Annotated in this window: 17 protein-coding genes; 11 read left to right on the top strand and 6 right to left on the bottom strand. The window is 40.1% G+C overall.

Annotated features, from left to right (window positions below; genetic code table 11):
* Positions 1 to 45: 45 nt before the first annotated feature.
* Together ABJK37_RS14930 and glnA are read right to left on the bottom strand one after the other, a co-directional pair.
* Positions 46 to 573, bottom strand: coding sequence for a DUF4124 domain-containing protein (locus tag ABJK37_RS14930; RefSeq protein ID WP_348355505.1), 528 nt, complete (start codon positions 571 to 573; stop codon positions 46 to 48).
* A gap of 150 nt (positions 574 to 723) precedes the next feature.
* Positions 724 to 2,133 carry a glutamate--ammonia ligase gene (gene glnA / locus ABJK37_RS14925; RefSeq protein WP_348355503.1) on the bottom strand — a complete coding sequence of 470 codons (1,410 nt, stop codon included), beginning with the start codon at positions 2,131 to 2,133 and terminating at the stop codon, positions 724 to 726.
* A gap of 434 nt (positions 2,134 to 2,567) precedes the next feature.
* On the opposite strand from glnA, the gene typA reads away from it, so the two are divergent.
* Complete coding sequence (gene typA, locus ABJK37_RS14920; protein WP_348355500.1) at positions 2,568 to 4,406, top strand: translational GTPase TypA; 1,839 nt, start codon at positions 2,568 to 2,570, stop codon at positions 4,404 to 4,406.
* A gap of 254 nt (positions 4,407 to 4,660) precedes the next feature.
* Positions 4,661 to 7,858, top strand: coding sequence for a response regulator (locus tag ABJK37_RS14915; RefSeq protein WP_348355497.1), 3,198 nt, complete (start codon positions 4,661 to 4,663; stop codon positions 7,856 to 7,858).
* A gap of 86 nt (positions 7,859 to 7,944) precedes the next feature.
* On the opposite strand, the gene ABJK37_RS14910 is transcribed toward ABJK37_RS14915, so the two are convergent.
* Positions 7,945 to 8,301 (bottom strand): hypothetical protein, encoded by a 357-nt coding sequence (locus ABJK37_RS14910; RefSeq protein WP_348355494.1) that lies wholly within the window; start codon positions 8,299 to 8,301, stop codon positions 7,945 to 7,947.
* A 309-nt stretch (positions 8,302 to 8,610) separates the two neighbouring features.
* On the opposite strand from ABJK37_RS14910, the gene ABJK37_RS14905 reads away from it, so the two are divergent.
* From ABJK37_RS14905 to ABJK37_RS14880, 6 genes are all read left to right on the top strand, one after another.
* Positions 8,611 to 9,219, top strand: a complete 609-nt coding sequence (locus ABJK37_RS14905) for a MarC family protein (protein WP_348355491.1) — start codon at positions 8,611 to 8,613, stop codon at positions 9,217 to 9,219.
* Between the two features lie 27 nt (positions 9,220 to 9,246).
* Positions 9,247 to 9,579 (top strand): hypothetical protein, encoded by a 333-nt coding sequence (locus ABJK37_RS14900; protein WP_348355488.1) that lies wholly within the window; start codon positions 9,247 to 9,249, stop codon positions 9,577 to 9,579.
* Between the two features lie 121 nt (positions 9,580 to 9,700).
* Positions 9,701 to 9,868: a HopJ type III effector protein gene (locus tag ABJK37_RS14895; protein WP_348355485.1), complete on the top strand. Its 168-nt coding sequence runs from the start codon at positions 9,701 to 9,703 to the stop codon at positions 9,866 to 9,868.
* Positions 9,853 to 9,915 carry a hypothetical protein gene (locus ABJK37_RS14890; RefSeq protein ID WP_348356085.1) on the top strand — a complete coding sequence of 21 codons (63 nt, stop codon included), beginning with the start codon at positions 9,853 to 9,855 and terminating at the stop codon, positions 9,913 to 9,915. Before ABJK37_RS14895 ends, ABJK37_RS14890 begins: the two co-directional genes overlap by 16 nt.
* Before the next feature lie 137 nt (positions 9,916 to 10,052).
* On the top strand, positions 10,053 to 12,350 hold the full coding sequence (locus tag ABJK37_RS14885; protein WP_348355483.1) for a TonB-dependent receptor: 2,298 nt from the start codon (positions 10,053 to 10,055) through the stop codon (positions 12,348 to 12,350).
* Between the two features lie 21 nt (positions 12,351 to 12,371).
* A complete protein-coding gene (locus ABJK37_RS14880; protein WP_348355480.1) occupies positions 12,372 to 13,052 on the top strand; it encodes a Fe2+-dependent dioxygenase in 681 nt (226 codons plus the stop codon).
* A 151-nt stretch (positions 13,053 to 13,203) separates the two neighbouring features.
* Here ABJK37_RS14880 and ABJK37_RS14875 read toward each other — a convergent pair whose 3' ends face one another.
* The 3 genes from ABJK37_RS14875 to lspA form a co-directional block, all read right to left on the bottom strand.
* Positions 13,204 to 15,081 (bottom strand): diguanylate cyclase, encoded by a 1,878-nt coding sequence (locus tag ABJK37_RS14875; RefSeq protein WP_348355477.1) that lies wholly within the window; start codon positions 15,079 to 15,081, stop codon positions 13,204 to 13,206.
* A 256-nt stretch (positions 15,082 to 15,337) separates the two neighbouring features.
* Positions 15,338 to 15,523, bottom strand: a complete 186-nt coding sequence (locus ABJK37_RS14870) for a hypothetical protein (protein ID WP_348355474.1) — start codon at positions 15,521 to 15,523, stop codon at positions 15,338 to 15,340.
* Between the two features lie 7 nt (positions 15,524 to 15,530).
* Positions 15,531 to 16,025: a signal peptidase II gene (gene lspA / locus ABJK37_RS14865; RefSeq protein WP_348355471.1), complete on the bottom strand. Its 495-nt coding sequence runs from the start codon at positions 16,023 to 16,025 to the stop codon at positions 15,531 to 15,533.
* Between the two features lie 167 nt (positions 16,026 to 16,192).
* On the opposite strand from lspA, the gene ABJK37_RS14860 reads away from it, so the two are divergent.
* From ABJK37_RS14860 to ABJK37_RS14850, 3 genes are all read left to right on the top strand, one after another.
* A complete protein-coding gene (locus ABJK37_RS14860; protein WP_348355468.1) occupies positions 16,193 to 16,630 on the top strand; it encodes a LuxR C-terminal-related transcriptional regulator in 438 nt (145 codons plus the stop codon).
* Positions 16,631 to 16,773: 143 nt separating this feature from the next.
* On the top strand, positions 16,774 to 17,112 hold the full coding sequence (locus tag ABJK37_RS14855) for a P-II family nitrogen regulator (RefSeq protein WP_348355465.1): 339 nt from the start codon (positions 16,774 to 16,776) through the stop codon (positions 17,110 to 17,112).
* A gap of 72 nt (positions 17,113 to 17,184) precedes the next feature.
* Entirely contained in the window at positions 17,185 to 18,393 is a 1,209-nt protein-coding gene (locus ABJK37_RS14850) for an ammonium transporter (RefSeq protein WP_348355462.1), read from the top strand.
* The last annotated feature ends 107 nt before the right edge of the window (positions 18,394 to 18,500 follow it).

Raw genomic sequence — 18,500 nt, 5'->3', positions numbered from 1 at the left:
CTGCTTTGATATTGGTACTATTTTTTGCTAAATCTTTAATTTGCACTAGTTAGCATTGATCAGAGCAGAAGCTTTTTGCAGATAAAAGGTCTGCTGCTTAGACGATGCAAGGATCTTGCCTGAGTTGTCGAGAAAATTAACTTGAATGATATGGGCGCCGCGATTGACGGATTCGAGTTGAAATTGACTATTTGATTGAGTTTTAACTGTTTGATTATCAAGTATTAATTCAAACTTACCTGGTTTTTTTGGCGATACGTCAGCGGTGATGGTGACGGCCCCTGAATTATCGCGCAAGGTTTCCTCAGCCGCAGGCGAGCGAATAGACACCACATATTGAATAGTCGGTTTAGATTTAGATACGGATTTATTATGACTAGCCGTACGGTTTGAAGGGGTATTGAGTGAAGGCACGACAACAGTATTCATTGCCGATAAATTAACAGGTACTGCTCCATCGCTGCGTATATCACTATAAACTACCGTTCCATCTGCCTTTACGGTTTTATAAATAACCTGTGCAGAAGCGCTAATACACAGTATAAATAACAAAATAATAGCAGCGAATTTCATAGCGGTTTTCTACTCCAAATATCAACGACACCCTGCCGCAAACCAGTAAATTCAAGTGTAGCGCTATTTCAAGTAAAAAAAAGCCCGCAAATGCGGGCTTGTTATTTATTTTAATAACTAATCTAGAAAGTTATGTAACTGGGTGTTGAATTAAACGCTGTAGTACATATCAAACTCAACTGGGTGAGTTGACATGTTAAGGGTTTCAACTTCAGCACTTTTAAGTGAAATGTAAGCATCAATCGACTCGTCAGTCATTACGCCACCGGCAGTTAAGAATTCACGGTCATTGTTTAGCGCTTCCAAAGCTTGCTCAAATGAACTACAAACTTGTGGGATGGCTGCAGCTTCTTCGGCTGGCAAGTCATACAAATCTTTATCCATTGAATCACCAGGGTGAATTTTGTTTTTGATCCCATCAAGTCCAGCCATCAACATAGCAGTAAATGCTAAGTAAGGGTTACCTGTTGGGTCAGGGAAACGCACTTCGATACGACGCGCTTTATCGCTAGTAACGAAAGGAATACGAATAGATGCAGAACGGTTACGTGCAGAATACGCCAACATAACCGGAGCTTCGAATCCAGGCACTAAACGTTTGTATGAGTTCGTAGACGCATTAGTGAAAGCGTTGATTGCTCGAGCATGTTTAATGATACCACCAATATAGAACAAAGCTTCTTCAGACATACCGGCATACTTGTCACCAGCAAAGATGTTTTTACCATCTTTAGAAATAGATTGATGTACGTGCATACCTGAACCGTTGTCACCAACCACTGGCTTAGGCATAAAAGTAGCGGTTTGTCCGTATGCATGGGCAACGTTATGTACCACATACTTATAGATTTGTACTTCATCAGCTTTTTTAACTAAGGTATTGAAAAGACATGCAATTTCGTTCTGTCCTGCAGTAGCAACTTCATGGTGATGTGCTTCAACAGTTAGGCCCATTTCTTCCATAACCATACACATTGCTGCGCGGGTATCATGTGCAGAATCAACTGGAGGAACGGGGAAATAACCTCCTTTAACACCTGGTCGGTGAGCCATGTTGCCTTCTTCGAACTCTGCGCCAGAATTCCACTTAGCTTCGCTCGAATCGATTTTAAACATTGAACCTGACATATCAGTGTGAAAACGTACATCGTCAAATAAGAAAAACTCTGGCTCGGGACCAAAAAACGCAGTGTCACCTATACCTGTAGATTTCAAATATTCTTCTGCTCGGCGTGCCACAGAACGAGGATCGCGATCGTAACCTTGCATAGTCATTGGTTCTAAAATATCGCAACGGATATTAACTTGTGCTTCTTCTGCAAATGGGTCAAGAACGGCAGTATCGCCGTCTGGCATTAAAATCATGTCTGATTCGTTAATGCCTTTCCAGCCAAGAATTGAAGAACCATCAAACATTTTACCTTCTTCGAAAAAGTCTTCGGTTACTTGATGAGTGGGAATAGAAACGTGCTGTTCTTTACCTTTAGTATCAGTAAAGCGTAAATCAACAAATTTAGCTTCGGTTTCTTTAATAAGGTCAAAGGCCTTTTGTGCTGACATGGTGTCCTCCAGATTAAAAGTATAAATGCGTTACTCGGAGTCAACTCACTCCAAATTCTAAAACGTGCCAAAACATTGCGATAATCATGCCACATACCTAAGTGTTTGGAATGCCTTTTGTTTATGTTTTTTTAGCATAGAGTAAACGAAAAAAACATCAACCAACGCACCACGTTAAAGCATTTATGCACCATAACAGTGCCATAGCACTTTAATGCTTCAATTTATCTTTCTAATGTTAACGTAACGTTATCGAAATGCTGTTCCATCTTTTATTTACCGCAAAATGCATTTGAAGTTCGCTAAACGTAGGATAAAACTGTACAATCCGCGCCCAATAAATTTCAGTAAATTTTAGCTGTGTATTTCATTGGCAGATTGGCAAAAAAACCATTCCAAAATGACGAATACTTGGCCCTAACAGAGAAAAGATAATGAGTTCATCAACCACCTCAATCGAAAATTTGAGGAACATAGCCATAATAGCGCACGTTGACCACGGTAAAACCACCCTAGTTGATAAGTTATTACAACAGTCTGGCACCTTAGAAAGCCGCGGCGAAGCCGAAGAGCGTGTGATGGACTCTAACGATATTGAAAAAGAACGTGGTATCACGATTCTTGCCAAAAACACGGCAATAAAGTGGAACGAATATCGAATCAATATAGTAGACACTCCTGGACACGCCGACTTCGGTGGCGAAGTAGAACGTGTAATGTCTATGGCTGATTCAGTACTATTATTAGTTGACGCGCAAGAAGGCCCAATGCCACAAACTCGCTTTGTGACTCAGAAAGCTTTCGCTCAAGGTTTAAAACCCATAGTGGTCATCAATAAAATCGACAAGCCTGGTGCGCGCCCTGATTGGGTTATGGATCAAGTATTTGATTTATTCGATAACTTAGGTGCAACAGATGACCAACTTGATTTTCAAGTAGTATACGCGTCGGCTATTAATGGTTGGGCTACCAACGATTTAGATGCAGAAAGCGATACTATGACACCTTTGTTTGAAACGATCATTGAACACGTTAAGCCACCAGCTGCTGACATTAATGGCACGTTTCAAATGCAAATTTCACAGCTAGATTACAACTCATATGTAGGTGTAATTGGTATTGGCCGAATTACTCGAGGTTCTGTTAAGCCTAACCAGCAAGTCACTATTATTGGCGCTGATGGTAAAACAAGAAATGGCAAAGTAGGCCAAGTTCAAGGTTATTTAGGTCTAGCTCGTCACGAAGTAGACGCAGCAGATGCCGGAGATATCATCGCAATTACGGGGCTAGGTGAACTTAAGATTTCTGATACCATATGTGACCCTAGTACTGTGGAAGCATTGCCAGCATTGTCTGTTGATGAACCAACAGTAACGATGACTTTCCAAGTAAACAATTCACCGTTTGCCGGTAAAGAAGGTAAATACGTGACCTCACGTAATATCCTAGAAAGACTGCAAAATGAGTTAGTGCATAACGTAGCGCTTAAAGTAGAAGAAATGCCTGATCCTGACAAATTCCGTGTATCGGGTCGTGGTGAATTACACTTAGGTATATTGATTGAAAATATGCGTCGTGAAGGTTACGAGTTAGCGGTATCACGTCCAGAAGTAATTTTGAAAGAAGTTGATGGGCAAACTCACGAACCTTTCGAGTCAGTCACTATTGATGTTGAAGAAGAACATCAAGGCTCTGTTATGGAACAAATTGGTACCCGTAAAGGTGAGTTAACCAATATGTCGCCAGATGGCAAAGGCCGTATTCGTATGGACTTCATGATCCCAAGCCGTGGTTTGATTGGTTTCCAAACAGACTTTATGACTATGACTTCAGGTTCTGGTTTGATGTACCACACATTTGATCACTACGGTCCGCACAAAGGCGGCGAAATTGGTCAACGTAAGAGCGGTGTATTGATTGCCAACGCTACAGGTAAAGCTTTGACTAACGCATTGTTTAACCTACAAAGTCGTGGACGTTTATTTATCGGTCACGGTGTTGAAGTATACGAAGGCATGGTAATAGGTATCCACTCTCGTGAAAATGACTTAACTGTAAACGCCCTTAAAGGTAAACAGTTAACTAACGTACGTGCGTCTGGTACCGATGAAGCACAAAGCTTAGTACCTCCTGTTAATATGTCGTTAGAGCAAGCTCTTGAATTCATCGATAACGATGAGTTAGTTGAAGTGACTCCTGAAAGTATACGTATTCGTAAGAAGTTGTTGACTGAGAACTTACGTAAACAAGCAGGTCGTCCTGCTAAGTCTTAAACGCTAAGCGTTTAAGAAGAAATATTTAAAACCGGCGAAAGCCGGTTTTTTTTGGGGTAATCTAATACCAACCCACATTTAAGGAATTAACCAATCAATGTCACAATCCTACCCTTAACAATTATTTACTAATCTCTCAAAACTCAGTAATGTTTATTCGACTAAGCTACTTTGTCGTGTTTTTTAAATGACACCATTGATGCTGGAATACGCACCCAGCAATTTTTCAGATACAAATTAGGATTCTTACCAGAATGAAGCAATTTACTTTTGGACTTAGAGCTAAGACAACCTTGGCTTTGGGCGGGCTATTAGCTATTGCATTGGTCGTTATCAGTTTTACCACTAACTGGCAATCAAGGAATCTTGCTGAAAAAGAAGTACTTGAATTGGAGCAAAGTAAATCGTTTTTGCTTAAACAAGCAATTGAAGTGACCTTAGAAAATCATCATCAAAACTTGCAATCACTGCGTGATATCCCTTCTTTGCAAGCCATTGTAACAAGGTCCATTGAGAATACGCTTACTCCAATAAACGCTGAAAACCTCAAAGAGCCTAGGCAGCGCCTAGCAAGGGTTTTCGAAGCATTTGTGCATAATCACAGTGAATATCAACAATTAAGATTCATCGACAAAGCGGGTAATGAAGTATTACGGGTGCAACGCAGTCCAAATGGCGAGGTAATTAATGTGGCTGCTGATAACCTTCAAAATAAAGCTAATTCTCATTATGTAATAGAAACCCTCAAACTAAAGCATGGTGAAACCTATTATTCAAATGTCAGCCTCAACCGCGAGTACGGTGCGATTCAGTTACCTCATCTTCCTGTATTGAGGATCGCAACGCCTGCTTTTGACAATGAAGGAAAAATAGCTGGGTTATTGGTATTGAATTTATCTACTGAACAACTATTTTCCGGCATATCTTCAGTAAAAAATGGGATTCAAAGGAGAATTGTAGATAACAACGGTTTCTACATCAAACACCCCGACGATACAAAAACCTTTGGGTTTGACCTCGGTGTTGACAACAAGTTAAGTAATGATGAGCCTTTCATGGCGAAAACGATACTTAAACAGGATGCTTTCATTAGATACGATCAAAATGAGAAAGAACTGGAGGGGTTTCAGAAAATATTTTTTTCCCCTCGAGATAACACTAATTATTGGGTATTAACCTTCCATATCCCAGAAGATTTAGTCTTTTCTGAGATCAATGATTCACTTCAAACCATGCTGTTATTCAGTTTATTAATAGGTTTTTTAGCCACTGTTTTTATTATTTGGTTTGTTTCACGAAGAATTTTGAAGCCTGTTGTCACTATGGCCGCAGCGTGCGAACGCTTCAAAGGTGGGGATTTGACAGTACGTCTTGATACGCAGTCTGTTAAAGATGAGATTCTTACTCTGTACGAAGGCATCAATACTTTTGTTGAAAAACAACAAAAGACAACTGACTCCCTGAATCATGAAGTCATGACTCAAACCAAACGTCTATCCGCAGTTATCGATAACATAGTAGATGGCATTATTACCATTAGTGAACAAGGAATAATCGAATCATTTAATCCTGCAGCACGCGACATTTTTGGTTATACCGAAGCTGAAGTTATTGGTAAAAATGTCACCATGTTAATGCCAGAACCCTATCACTCGAAGCAAAATGGCTTTCCAGACAACCGTAATAACGCAACAGACAGCGAATTAGTCAATAAAGGCGACGAATTTATTGGCCAACGAAAAGATGGTTCTACCTTCCCTATGGAATTAGGAGTAAGCGAACTTACTATCGATAACGATAAACATTTTGTAGGGATTACCCGAGACATAACCCAGCGCCAACAAACTAAAACCGCATTGAAAAACGCTAAGATAAATGCAGAACAAGCCAGTCTAGCCAAAAGTGAATTTCTCGCTAATATGAGTCACGAAATCCGTACCCCAATGAATGGTGTAATAGGCATGACCAACCTTTTATTAGACACGCCACTAAATCCTGAGCAGCACAATTTCGCCAAAATAGTCAAAAGTAGTGCCAAATCCTTACTGTCTATCATCAATGACATCCTCGATTTTTCTAAGGTAGAAGCGGGGATGTTAGAAATGGAATCAATTGATTTCGACATGGGTTTATTAATGAATGAATTTGGAACCAGTATTGCAGTCAGAGCACACGACAAGGGATTAGAGTTGATCTGCCCAGCCAACCCTTTGTTCGATCAGTGTTTCCGAGCTGATCCTGGGCGTATTCGGCAAATTCTCAATAATTTGGTGGGCAACGCCATCAAGTTTACTGAACAGGGTGAAGTCGCCGTATACTATCATGTTCAGCAACAGACTGAATCTCGTACTAAGGTGCTCGTTGAGGTAATTGATACGGGTATTGGGCTATCGGAGGAACAGCAAGCTGGACTTTTTGAACGCTTTAGTCAAGCTGACGGCTCTACAACACGCCGTCATGGCGGAACAGGACTCGGACTTGCTATCAGTAAACAATTAGTAGAGTTAATGGGAGGTGAAATTGGCATCAATAGTACCTTAGGAAAAGGCTCGACATTCTGGTTTACACTGGATCTTGAAAATGCTGAAGCATCTGCCACTAGTAATTTTATGGCCAACCTAAGTGAACAAAAAATTTTAGTCGTAGATGATAACTTGACCAACCGTACTCTACTTGGACATTTGTTAACAAACTGGCAAGTTGAATACACGTTAGCAGAAGACGCCAAAGAAGCGCTGACACTTCTTAAAGAGGCGAGTGTTCAGAAGCAACCATTCAGCATTGCTATAATCGACATGCAGATGCCAGAAATGGATGGCGTACAATTAGGCAAAAAAATAAAGAATACCCTTGCCATATCTAATACACATTTAGTCATGCTCACCTCTCAAGGAAAACGTGGAGATACTAAAAAACTAAAAGCCGCGGGGTTTAACGCTTACCTAACCAAACCAGTCGACCAAACCGTTTTATACAATACACTATTGCAAGTAGCGAAAATAACAACGGATGATGCGCCAATATTCAATGAATACAGTTCACGCCAATCGCCACAGTTTAATGCAAGAGTATTAGTAGTAGAAGACAACGTTATAAATCAAGTGGTAGCCCAATCAATGCTTGAGCAACTCGGTATTCAGTCAGACCTTGCAGCTAATGGAGAAGAAGCTTTAAAAGCGCTTGAGAGTTTTCCATTTGACCTCGTACTCATGGACTGCCAAATGCCAGTAATGGACGGGTTTGAGGCCACCCGCCATGTTCGCTCGCCACAATCTAAAGTTCTCGACAGCTCGATTCCGATTATTGCCATGACTGCCAACACTATGGCGGGTGACCGAGAAAAATGTATCGATGCAGGCATGAATGATTTTATCTCAAAGCCAGTAGAGTCATTTAAGTTACAACAAGTCCTCGAACACTGGTTATCAAAAACAATCACTGGCGTTAAGTAATAATAAAATAGTGGTTCACTCTTATTTTGGCGTCTCTTAGACTCCTCTAATGTGAGTGAATTTAAGACTATGCTCAGAAGTTTTTGTCATACTTTGGTTTTCAAAAACTTTTCTATATAAGGCTTAACCAGTATGTCTAAATCGGTCTCAACAACTGGCTTGGAATGCTCTTTTTGTAACGCAATTGAAGCTAACTCAACGAGTAATTGTTTAGCGACTATTTCTCGCACCAGACCTCTGGAATATATACATATCTGTTTACTTGTGACTTTGTATTCAATGGCATGGGTTAACTTGGCTTTTTTGAGTATTTTCGAGCTCAATACAACACTAGATACGTGATTTCCCCACTCCTTTGGCACCAGTTTAAATAACAAACTTAGATCTTTTTTTGACAATGCATGAAAAGGTTCATGACTAAACTTTCCAATGATAACTTTCATATTAGCCCTTTGTTAGTAACGTAGTTGTAGGGTTAACCGCATTATTCTTCCCCTGTTAATAAATAGTAGACGGCTTTTCAGCGACCAAAAAATAACGTTTTTGCTGCTCTTCCCGCGTTTGCCCTGCCTTCACTAAGCGACCCAATTGTGAACAATTTCAGTTAAGGTAAGTATTTTGCTAAGATAGGTACCATCTAATTCTAAGAGCAGGTGAAAAACTTAAGAAACCCAGCACTTTGTACAATCTTTCTTAGATAAACAAGTACAAAGAATTAACTACACGCGACACGCCTCTGGAGGTTCCGACTCATGATTGATTTTTTAGCAACGTTTATTTTTTTCTTTGCGGTCATAGACCCTATCGGTACTGTACCTGTTTTTATCGCTGTCACCCAGAAGTTTGACAACGCAGCTCGTCGTAAAATAGCGTTATACGCAACTTTGACATCGGCGGCTATGCTGATATTTTTTGTCGTCGCGGGGGAACTTATTCTAACTGCAATGGGCATACCTCTTAGTGCCTTTCAAATAGCCGGCGGCATTGTTTTATTCCTATTCGCTCTATCTATGATATTTGGCGAGAGTAAACCTGAATCAGAAGTAAAACTTGCCGAAACTCATAACGATACCGCAGTTTTTCCTTTAGCGGTGCCTTCAATCGCAAGCCCCGGAGCCATGCTTGGAGCGGTTATTCTAACTGAAAATTCTCGCTTTAATATTTTGGAGCAAATGCAAACTGTGAGTATGATGTTATTGGTGTTGGTTATTGTGTATATCTTGATGCTTGCATCAAACTTTATAAACCGCTTGATAGGTAGTAGCGGTGCAAGTGTTGTCAGTAGAGTCATGGGACTTATCCTCGCGGCAGTGGCGACGACCAATACCTTAGCTGGTATCAAATTATATTTTGAGCTCTAATTTCTTTCTATTACCGTTTAAATTAAGGTGTTAACCATTAAAACACAGGTTTCTTTTCGCTTTTTAAATTTAAATAAATTACAAGGGATTACCCTAACCAGAGAAGTCACTGGGGCCACTTACCATGCCAACAACACCAATGGTCGCTTTACTGGATCTGTTGCGTTAACTGATAAGTTAGACAACATTAACGATCTCAATATCTATTTTGTGCGACAACAAGTAGTTTTAGATGATTGCGATATTCTAATAACTGTGACTTCTCAAAATCGCCCCTCGAAGATTGAAGTTCCAATGCTAGTGAATAAACTGCTTAGACATATCGACTGCAAAATAACCGTAGCTTTAACCCCAGAGTAACGTGCAACCTTAATAACCGTATAGCGGCTCTTGGTTATTAAATAAATAGAATTAAAACTGGAAATTTTCATGAGCGTAAACGGCTTATACTTACACTCCTACTCGTTTTACAAATGGTACTGTGATAAATCAAGCAGGCACTAATGAGGGCTCCTGTAAGATTTTTTATTTTTCAAAACTACAGAAATTGACTGAAAACCAAACCCTAGCGTTATTTGGAAGCTATTATCGAGACGATGTACTAGCCAACCCAAAGGGGAGGATCACTACAATATTCGTCACTTCATAAAATCAGGTTGGTCTGGGTTAAAATTTGATGGAGTACCGCTTACTTGATTGTCACTTACCTTCCTATATAAAAAGAAAGAATTACAAATAACAGCACCAACGCAAATGATAATAACTATCATTTGCGTTGGTAAATTGATTGAGTTAGTATCAGCCCAAATATTTATTAGGGAACACACAAACTCATGTCTAAACACAAACACACTCCTTTACAGTTGGGCTCTGCAGCCTTACTTACTACCTTAGCTTTATCGTCAACCAATGCACTGGCAAATGACGAAACGACTCAATGCGAGGAGACAAATTGCTCTCAAGAAGAAATGGAGTTAATCAGGATCCACGGTGTTAGAAACTCTATTTATAAAGTTGATCATTCTGGTGATATTAGACGTCAGGCTGAATTATTTGATATCCCACAGACCATTACGGTATTAACTAAAGACCAAATTGATGAATCAGGTCGAAGCGATTTAAAAGAAATACTATCTTCCCAAGCAGGTGTGACGCTGGGTACTGGCGAAAATGGTAATGCCTTTGGCGACCGTTATATTATTCGTGGCCATGAAGCACGCTCGGATGTTTTTGTTGATGGTTTACGTGACCCTGGCATGTCCACTCGAGAGAGCTTTTCTGCTGAACAAATTGAAATAACCAAAGGCCCTAGCTCCACTTTTGCAGGTAGAGGCTCTTCAGGTGGTGCGGTCAATAGCATCACCAAAAAAGCGTCAACAGCTTACGATTTTGGTCGTGTTGACGCCTCCCTTGGTACCGATGACTACAATAGAGTGGTGGTTGATTACAATAAACCGCTCACCGAAAACTTTGCGGCACGAATCAACTTATTGACCGCGAGTGAAGATGCACCAAACAGAGATGGCATAGAAAGAAGTAGAGACGGCGTGTTGTTATCAGGCTTATATGACAATACTAATGATCTGCGAGTATTCTCTGATTTCTATTATCTTGAAAGCGAAGATACCCCTGATTTAGGCAGTTATTTCAACTCAGCAACACGTAAACCTGTAGAAGATATTCCAGTTTACGCTCAAGAAGAAGATTTTCTTGATTCAGAAATTATGGCCTTTACCGTCAGAACTGAATACGACATCAACGAAAATTTCAAGTTTTACAATGCTACCCGTTACGGTGAAACAGAAAATGGCTATATCTCAACAGGTGCGCGAGGCAACGTCAGAGCCGAAGAAGATACATTGGCTCCCAATGTCGCAAGTATTGGACTAAGTACCCACCAAGGCTGGCAAGAAATCGAATACTTTGCGACACAATTTAATTTTTTGTGGGATGTAACAACCGGTGAAATTACACATGACTTAGTATTGGGTATTGAGTTTACCGATGAGCAAGTGACCAATGGCACATATGATATTACTTACAACAATCCCACTAATTGCACTACAGCAGGAAGAGGTGGAGTGAGTGGTAGTTATTGTCTATTAGATGAAAACTCTGAAGTTTATGCTAACCCATCTAAAATCATTGGCCGCACGTTTGAACAGGGAAATTCGGATTCGCTGTTTGACGCCTCGACTATTTCTGCATATGTAATGGATACCGCAAAAATAAGTGAAAAGTGGCAGGTTTTCTTTGGCCTCCGCATAGACAGCATCGACTATAGCAATGACGTAGTGAGCCGAGGTAACCCCATAGACTACGCCTATAAAGATGATTTCTACAATGGACATTTGGGCTTAGTTTATAGTGTCGCAGAGCACGGTAATATTTATGCGACTTACGCCACGGCCACTAATATCAACGGCGGTGAATCTGATGTAGGTGCAAGTTGTGGTTATGGCGGTTTATGTGGCGATCCTGATCAGGCCTCAGTAGCGGATCCTGAATTGGTAGAAAACATTGAACTTGGCACAAAGTGGGAGTTTTTAGACGAACGCTTGTTTTTAGCTGCTACTTGGTTCCAAATGACCAAGTCTGATGTCATGGAAAGTGTTGGTGATGACTATTCTACCTTGGGTACACTAAACACAGGTAAGAACCGTGTAGATGGTATTGAATTCGCTCTTAATGGCAATGTAACAGAAACATTAAGTGTACAAATCAGTGCCTCAACTATGGAATCTGAAGTATTAGAATCCTATACAGCAGAAAATGTTGGCTTAGCCTTAAGTAACTTTGCCGAAGACAGCTTTTATTTGCAGCTTCGCTATCAACCTACAGAAAAATTCGCCTTTGGTGGTGATTTTACTTACAAAAGTGAAATGTTCGGTGGTCAACCAGATTCGGCCGCAGGTTATAACACTGACCTAGGCGATTACAGCATAGTTGTACCTAGTTACAACGTGGTCAACCTATTTGCTAACTACAATGCCACTGAAAATATGACCTTAAGACTGAATCTCGGTAACATAGCCGATAAGGAATATTGGACGGCAGCCTATCGTTCAGGTGCGTTTATGTATTTAGGTGACGGTCGCACAGTTCGCGCCACCCTCACTTACGAGTTTTAATTAGTCAGTAAGGAATGAACCATGGTCATTATTAAGCAGTTGTTATCCGAAGCACAAGTTACCAGTTTCAGAGATAGCCTTAATCTTGCGCCATGGCTTGATGGTAAGGAAACGGCCATGGGAATGGCCGCTTCTGTTAAGCAAAATGTACAAGCCAATCCAGAAGATCCAAAAATAAAACAATTAACCAATCAATTGTTAGGTATTTTTGGCGCCAATCCCAAATTGGTGTCAGCGGCGTTACCCCACAGAATATTCCCCCCCGCTTTTAACCGTTATACGGCAGGTGAAGCCTACGGTTTTCATGTGGATGCTGCCATTATGCGCATGCCAAATAGCCAAGATGTTTTACGTTCAGATATGTCGATGACCACATTTTTATGTGATCCTGATACTTACCAAGGTGGCGAATTAATTATCCAGACCGAATTTGGAGAACAACGATTTAAAGGTCAGGCGGGTGATGCAGTATTGTACCCATCTAGTAGCTTACATAAAGTCACAGCCGTAACCAAAGGACAACGATTAGCGGCCATCACCTGGATGCAAAGTTTAGTACCAAACAGTGCCATGCGCGAGACCTTATACCAACTAGATCAAAGCATTCAAACACTTCTGCAGAACCCTCACATTGACCGCGAGGAATTGGACCGACTGCACCACATTTATCATAATTTAATCCGCCAAAACACGCAGGTCTAGATCTAGAATAACCAAGAGATAGTGATGCTGTTGCTTCACCCCAACAATTAAAAGTCGATCTGTTAAAAGCTAACGGCGTTAAAGGACTTCCACCGCCGGATTAAATTGGGAACTCACAAGACTGAGTCAACTTAAACGCCAAAAAGTCTAACTAACTCTGCACGCAATTGCGCCCCATACGTTTGCCTTTATACATGGCATTGTCTGCTCTTTTAAACAAAATTTCAAAAGTCTCGTTGTGTTGAAATTGTGCCACACCCGCTGTAATGGTAACTGGTACTTCGGCCGCTAGGCTATCAGAAAGTTGTTCTTCAATTGCTATACGCAGCTTTTCTGCAATAGCGAGCGCGCCGTTTTTTTCAGTGTCTGGAAGCAATACTAAAAACTCTTCCCCTCCCCACCTTGCTATCTTATCTTGCTCTCTAATCAATTCTTTGGTTATGGTAACGGCAGACTTTAGTATTTTATCGCCATTATTATGCCCAAAGGAATCATTGATATTCTTAAAATTATCAAAGTCGAATAGCACAATACTGCTTGGCTCATTTGAACGGCGCAATCGTTCAAAACAAGATTGTAAATACTTCTGCAAACCAAGACGATTCAGAGAGCCAGTTAGTTGATCAATCTCAGCTAATGTCTGTAATTCTCTATTAGCCTTCTCTAATTCGCGAGTACGTTGTTCAACTTTTGTTTCCAATTCAGCACCCAATTGCTGCAATTCGATGTTTCGCTGCTGCAGTTGCCCAGACAATGCTTCATTGCGACTGCGTACTTCATTAAAATGGTTATTAATGACATAGCCCTGACATAAGATAAATCCGACTATGCCTAAACTAAAAAAGCGTCCAGTTGCCAATAAATCCATCGCAAAAAGAATATCGTTAATGGCAAAAAAGCCGAGAATAAAACACCCCAGCAACATCATTTTTGCGGCAGGTAATTTTTTGAAGCTGGCAATGCATAAACAAACTAACAAATATGTTGTGACCACAAGACAATAGGCTTGATAACTCAATAACGAATAACCGATAGTTTGTGTTGGACTGACCAATACAAATACTGAAAAAAAGGCGGATATCCCATAACAGACTCTAGTGACATTTTTCCTAAAAATTTGCGGAAAACACAACTGCATAAAATACAAAATGGTTGGAACACCTAGATAAAAAGTTAGATAATTCATTTTTACAGTTGCGATAAAATTAACGTCTAAAAACTGTAAAACAAACAGCATATGTTCGTTAGTAAATTCTCGAAACAATAGCAACATACATAAGCAGGCGAACACCAACGGCATTTTCTCAGTCGGTCGCAGGTAAAACTGAATCAAATAAAAAGCCGCTGTGATGGTTAGCACCCCTAGAATAAACATACTAAGAGCAACTAGATCACGCTGAGTGGCAAACATATCATTGGCATTGCCAATTACAATCGGTGTCCACAATCCGCCCCATGCAGTGTGATAACTCGACACTTGAATGGTTAACGTAAAGCTACTTTTATCGTTAGGCAATAAGATGATTTCGCTGTTATATCCAGGTTTCGCGGTAGATTTCAGGTCCGAAACTACGCCGCCTTGAGCCATAAGATTATCATCAATATATAATCGATATGCGGACTCTATTTGCGGAATCTTCATGGCGAAGTCACGTTTTTCTTTTGGTAAATGGATAGTTAAATAATAGGTACCGTATCCATTCAAGTGATTGCTGTGTTGCCCTTCAAACTTCCAACCACTCACCCCTTGAATAACATTCGCTTGCTGGCGCAAGCCTTGAGCTTCATGAGGTAACACTAATTGGCTTTCAAAAAACAACCAACCATCGGTTAATGCCACCTTACTGTTTAATTCAAAGTCAGATATTTGTAAAAATAACTCCCCCTTTTCGGCCGTTTTTTTTGATGGACTTAGTGCATGCCCAAAATGCACGATTAGCGGAGCAAATATCCCTATACAAGCCAAGAATATCAAAATGGACGAGAAGCGAGACACCCAGGTAATCCGATTATTTTTAACAATAGACATGAAACGCTGGCAATCCTTTTTAACTAGCGGAATGAAAATTCGTTTAGATACACAACCAATCTAGCTATCCAATAAACTCACTATATGCCAATTTCGCATGAGAAAATACGCTGAAGAACAACAAAGACCGTTTTATCGGTCTGAAAATACTGTTCTACTTTACCAATATATTCACAAGCCTTATAAATCCATGCGAATGATTAATTTTATTAGAAATCTACGTCAAACAGATAACCACTACAAAATCTAATTTCCGCTATTTCTTATCGTCTATCCAACGACTTAAAAGAGCTGCAATTCTTTTATTGTCATGTTCGGCGTAAGTAAGTAACAAATTTGCCATACCCTTTTTAGCTTTCACTTTGGGTTGCTGGCGGGCAAACAACTTGGTTAAAGGTGATTGATACACGCCTGACTTACCAGATTGGGTGTTGTTTACCACCTGACTTTTACACCTTAGGTTCGGCTTTTCTATCTTTAGCAAACAATAACATAAAGACCCCTAGCATGATTGCCATATCAGCTACGTTAAAGATCCCAGTTCTTACAGATCCAATTCCAATATTTAAAAAATCAATCACTGCGCCATTATTAAGCGCCCTGTCATAAAAATTACTAATACCACCTGAAAAAATAAGAATTAACGAAGATAAACCAAATACGGTATGGGTGCTTGTTCTTAAAATATAAACCAACAAAGCCGCAAGAATCAAACCTACTGCACACACAAATATCCAAAACTTGGCAGTGTCTGACATCCCACTTCCCATCCCTAAAAAAGCACCGGTATTTTCGATATACCCAATACGCAACAAGTCTCCCCAATAACTGGTCATTTCAAATTTGGGTAAATACTCAGAGGCATACCACTTAGTGCCTTGATCAATTCCTATGCTGATCAAACAAATAACCAATATCAATTGTACGCGTTTTAAATTACTCATTTATTTTTAGTTGCCTTTTATAATGTGAAGCTATTATTAATAGCGATGTAATTATTTCATGTCCCCTGATAACAGTCTATCTAGTGTGACTAATTCATTATTTACCCCAAAAGGTTTACCGATGAATGATTGTCTGAGACACTCTACTCAATCAAAAAAGTCTAATTATGAAAAAACACTTTCAAAATCTGCTGCATCAAATTACAACAATACCCTTAGTGATCCGCTATGGAACACTGTTAGCTTTTGCCCTGGCATGCTTCAAAACACTCGAGTACCAAGTGTTTTCCTTCCGACTTAATCAACAATTATATATTGGTATTATTGCCTGCTTTTTTTTGTTTTTAGGGGTGGCGACGACTTGTTTATGGTGGCGTTTAAACCTTAGGGTCAGAAAAGCGGCACCTCATATATTGACAATCAAAGAACTGACATTGCTCCGAGGCTTAGCACAGGGCTTAACCAATCAACAATTAGCGGATGCTTCCTTTCTTTCAGTAAATACTATCAAAACCCACCTAAAATCAGTTTACCGCAAATTATTGGTGAAAAGTCGTAGCGAGGCCGTTGCCAAAGCAAAAGAATTAAAACTCATTGAGTCTTAATTAGGACACCGAAAACATTAAGCAAGTGTTAACTAGGTGTTAACTAAAAATAATTATTTATCTTTTTTCGTTCTAACGACTGCCTTATCTGTGCGTCATGCTTCTGTAATATATGTAGTTTTTACAATTTGGAGCATAAAAAATTGAAGAAGATCGAAGCCATAATTAAGCCCTTTAAACTTGAAGATGTACGAGAAGCCTTAACCGAAGCCGGGATATTAGGTTTAACTGTCACCGAAGTTAAAGGCTATGGTCGCCAAAAGGGGCATACCGAAACCTATCGTGGGGCTGAGTACAAAGTAGACTTTTTACCTAAAATGAAACTTGAAATAGTAGTAGTTGATGATCAGGTTGAACGGTGTATTGAAGTGATAACCGCTAAGGCTAATACCGGCAAAATTGGTGACGGAAAAATATTTGTCTTTAACGTTGAGCGCGCTATTCGTATTCGCACCTCAGAAGAAGGTGAAGACGCTATTTAACGGACTTAGTTCTAGCTTTATTCACAAAGTATTTCCTAAAAAACTTATTCTAATTATAAATTGAGAGCCCACATGCAAGATATTAATAGTGCCGTTGAAACACTGGTACATAGTTCTAATACATACTTCTTACTTATAGGTGCAATCATGGTTTTTGCCATGCACGCTGGTTTTGCATTTTTAGAAGTGGGTACAGTCCGACACAAAAATCAGGTTAATGCCTTAGTTAAAATTATTACAGACTTTGCAGTTTCATGTATTGCCTACTTTTTCATAGGGTATTGGATAGCTTACGACGTAACCTTTTTTAACAATGCCCAAACGCTTGCATCCAATAACGGCTATGACTTAGTAAAATTCTTTTTCCTAATGACCTTTGCCGCAGCTATACCTGCAATTATTTCCGGTGGCATTGCCGAAAGAGCAAGGTTTTACCCGTTTTTAATAGCCTCGGCACTCATTGTTTCAGTAGTGTATCCGTTTTTTGAAGGATTAATTTGGAATGGCAACCACGGTTTTCAAGCTTGGTTACAACAAACCACAGGAGCGAGCTTCCATGATTTTGCTGGCTCGGTTGTGGTTCATGGAATGGGAGGCTGGTTAGCGTTAGTAGGTGTTTACTTTCTAGGTTTACGAAGAGGCAGGGAAAAAGACAACAGACTGATTGCCTTTGCCCCATCAAATATTCCATTTCTTGCTTTAGGTACATGGATATTATGTATTGGTTGGTTTGGCTTTAACGTTATGTCAGCGCAAAGCATGGACGGCATCAGTGGGTTAGTCGCCATGAACTCTTTAATGGCGATGGTCGGAGGGATTTTAGCGGCCTTATGGTTTGGTAAAAATGACCCGGGCTTTATTCACAATGGTCCCTTAGCTGGTTTGGTGGCCGTTTGTGCGGGTTCTGACGTGATGCATCCGATTGGATCTTTATTTGTAGGCTTAATTGCAGGTTGGATTTTCGTCAAACTGTTTACCATTATGCAGCAAACCAAAAAAATTGATGATGTATTAGGTGTATGGCCTTTGCATGGCGTTTGTGGTGCCTGGGGCGGTATTGCTGCCGGTATATTCGGTCTCGAGTCATTAGGTGGACTGGGCGGGGTCTCTTTTACAGCACAATTAATTGGCACGATTGCAGGTATAGTTATCGCGTTACTAGGAGGCTTGGTTGTATATGGACTTGTTAATAAAGTCACTACCATACGATTATCAGAAGAAGAAGAGTTTAAAGGAGCCGACTTGAGCATACATAACATAGGTTCAATCAATCACGACTAACTTTAAATGTTTCAGAAGACTTCAAGGACGAAGTCTTGTAGTAGTTTAATCTCGATATAAATTACTCGTTTTATCACACTCACCCGATTTTCACCCTCTCAAAAACT

The organism is Paraglaciecola sp. (assembly GCF_039964565.1).
Classification (GTDB): Bacteria; Pseudomonadota; Gammaproteobacteria; order Enterobacterales; family Alteromonadaceae; genus Paraglaciecola.
Note: the sequence above shows the minus strand (reverse complement) of the source record. Positions and strands in the feature narration are given on the sequence as shown.

Excerpts from the sequence above, each read along its gene's own strand:
- ABJK37_RS14915 (WP_348355497.1), top strand. The coding sequence starts at position 4,661 with ATGAAGCAATTTACTTTTGGACTTAGAGCTAAGACAACCTTGGCTTTG.
- ABJK37_RS14930 (WP_348355505.1), bottom strand. The coding sequence starts at position 573 with ATGAAATTCGCTGCTATTATTTTGTTATTTATACTGTGTATTAGCGCT.
- ABJK37_RS14885 (WP_348355483.1), top strand. The coding sequence starts at position 10,053 with ATGTCTAAACACAAACACACTCCTTTACAGTTGGGCTCTGCAGCCTTA.
- typA (WP_348355500.1), top strand. The coding sequence starts at position 2,568 with ATGAGTTCATCAACCACCTCAATCGAAAATTTGAGGAACATAGCCATA.
- lspA (WP_348355471.1), bottom strand. The coding sequence starts at position 16,025 with ATGAGTAATTTAAAACGCGTACAATTGATATTGGTTATTTGTTTGATC.
- ABJK37_RS14875 (WP_348355477.1), bottom strand. The coding sequence starts at position 15,081 with ATGTCTATTGTTAAAAATAATCGGATTACCTGGGTGTCTCGCTTCTCG.
- ABJK37_RS14905 (WP_348355491.1), top strand. The coding sequence starts at position 8,611 with ATGATTGATTTTTTAGCAACGTTTATTTTTTTCTTTGCGGTCATAGAC.
- glnA (WP_348355503.1), bottom strand. The coding sequence starts at position 2,133 with ATGTCAGCACAAAAGGCCTTTGACCTTATTAAAGAAACCGAAGCTAAA.
- ABJK37_RS14880 (WP_348355480.1), top strand. The coding sequence starts at position 12,372 with ATGGTCATTATTAAGCAGTTGTTATCCGAAGCACAAGTTACCAGTTTC.
- ABJK37_RS14910 (WP_348355494.1), bottom strand. The coding sequence starts at position 8,301 with ATGAAAGTTATCATTGGAAAGTTTAGTCATGAACCTTTTCATGCATTG.
- ABJK37_RS14860 (WP_348355468.1), top strand. The coding sequence starts at position 16,193 with ATGAAAAAACACTTTCAAAATCTGCTGCATCAAATTACAACAATACCC.
- ABJK37_RS14850 (WP_348355462.1), top strand. The coding sequence starts at position 17,185 with ATGCAAGATATTAATAGTGCCGTTGAAACACTGGTACATAGTTCTAAT.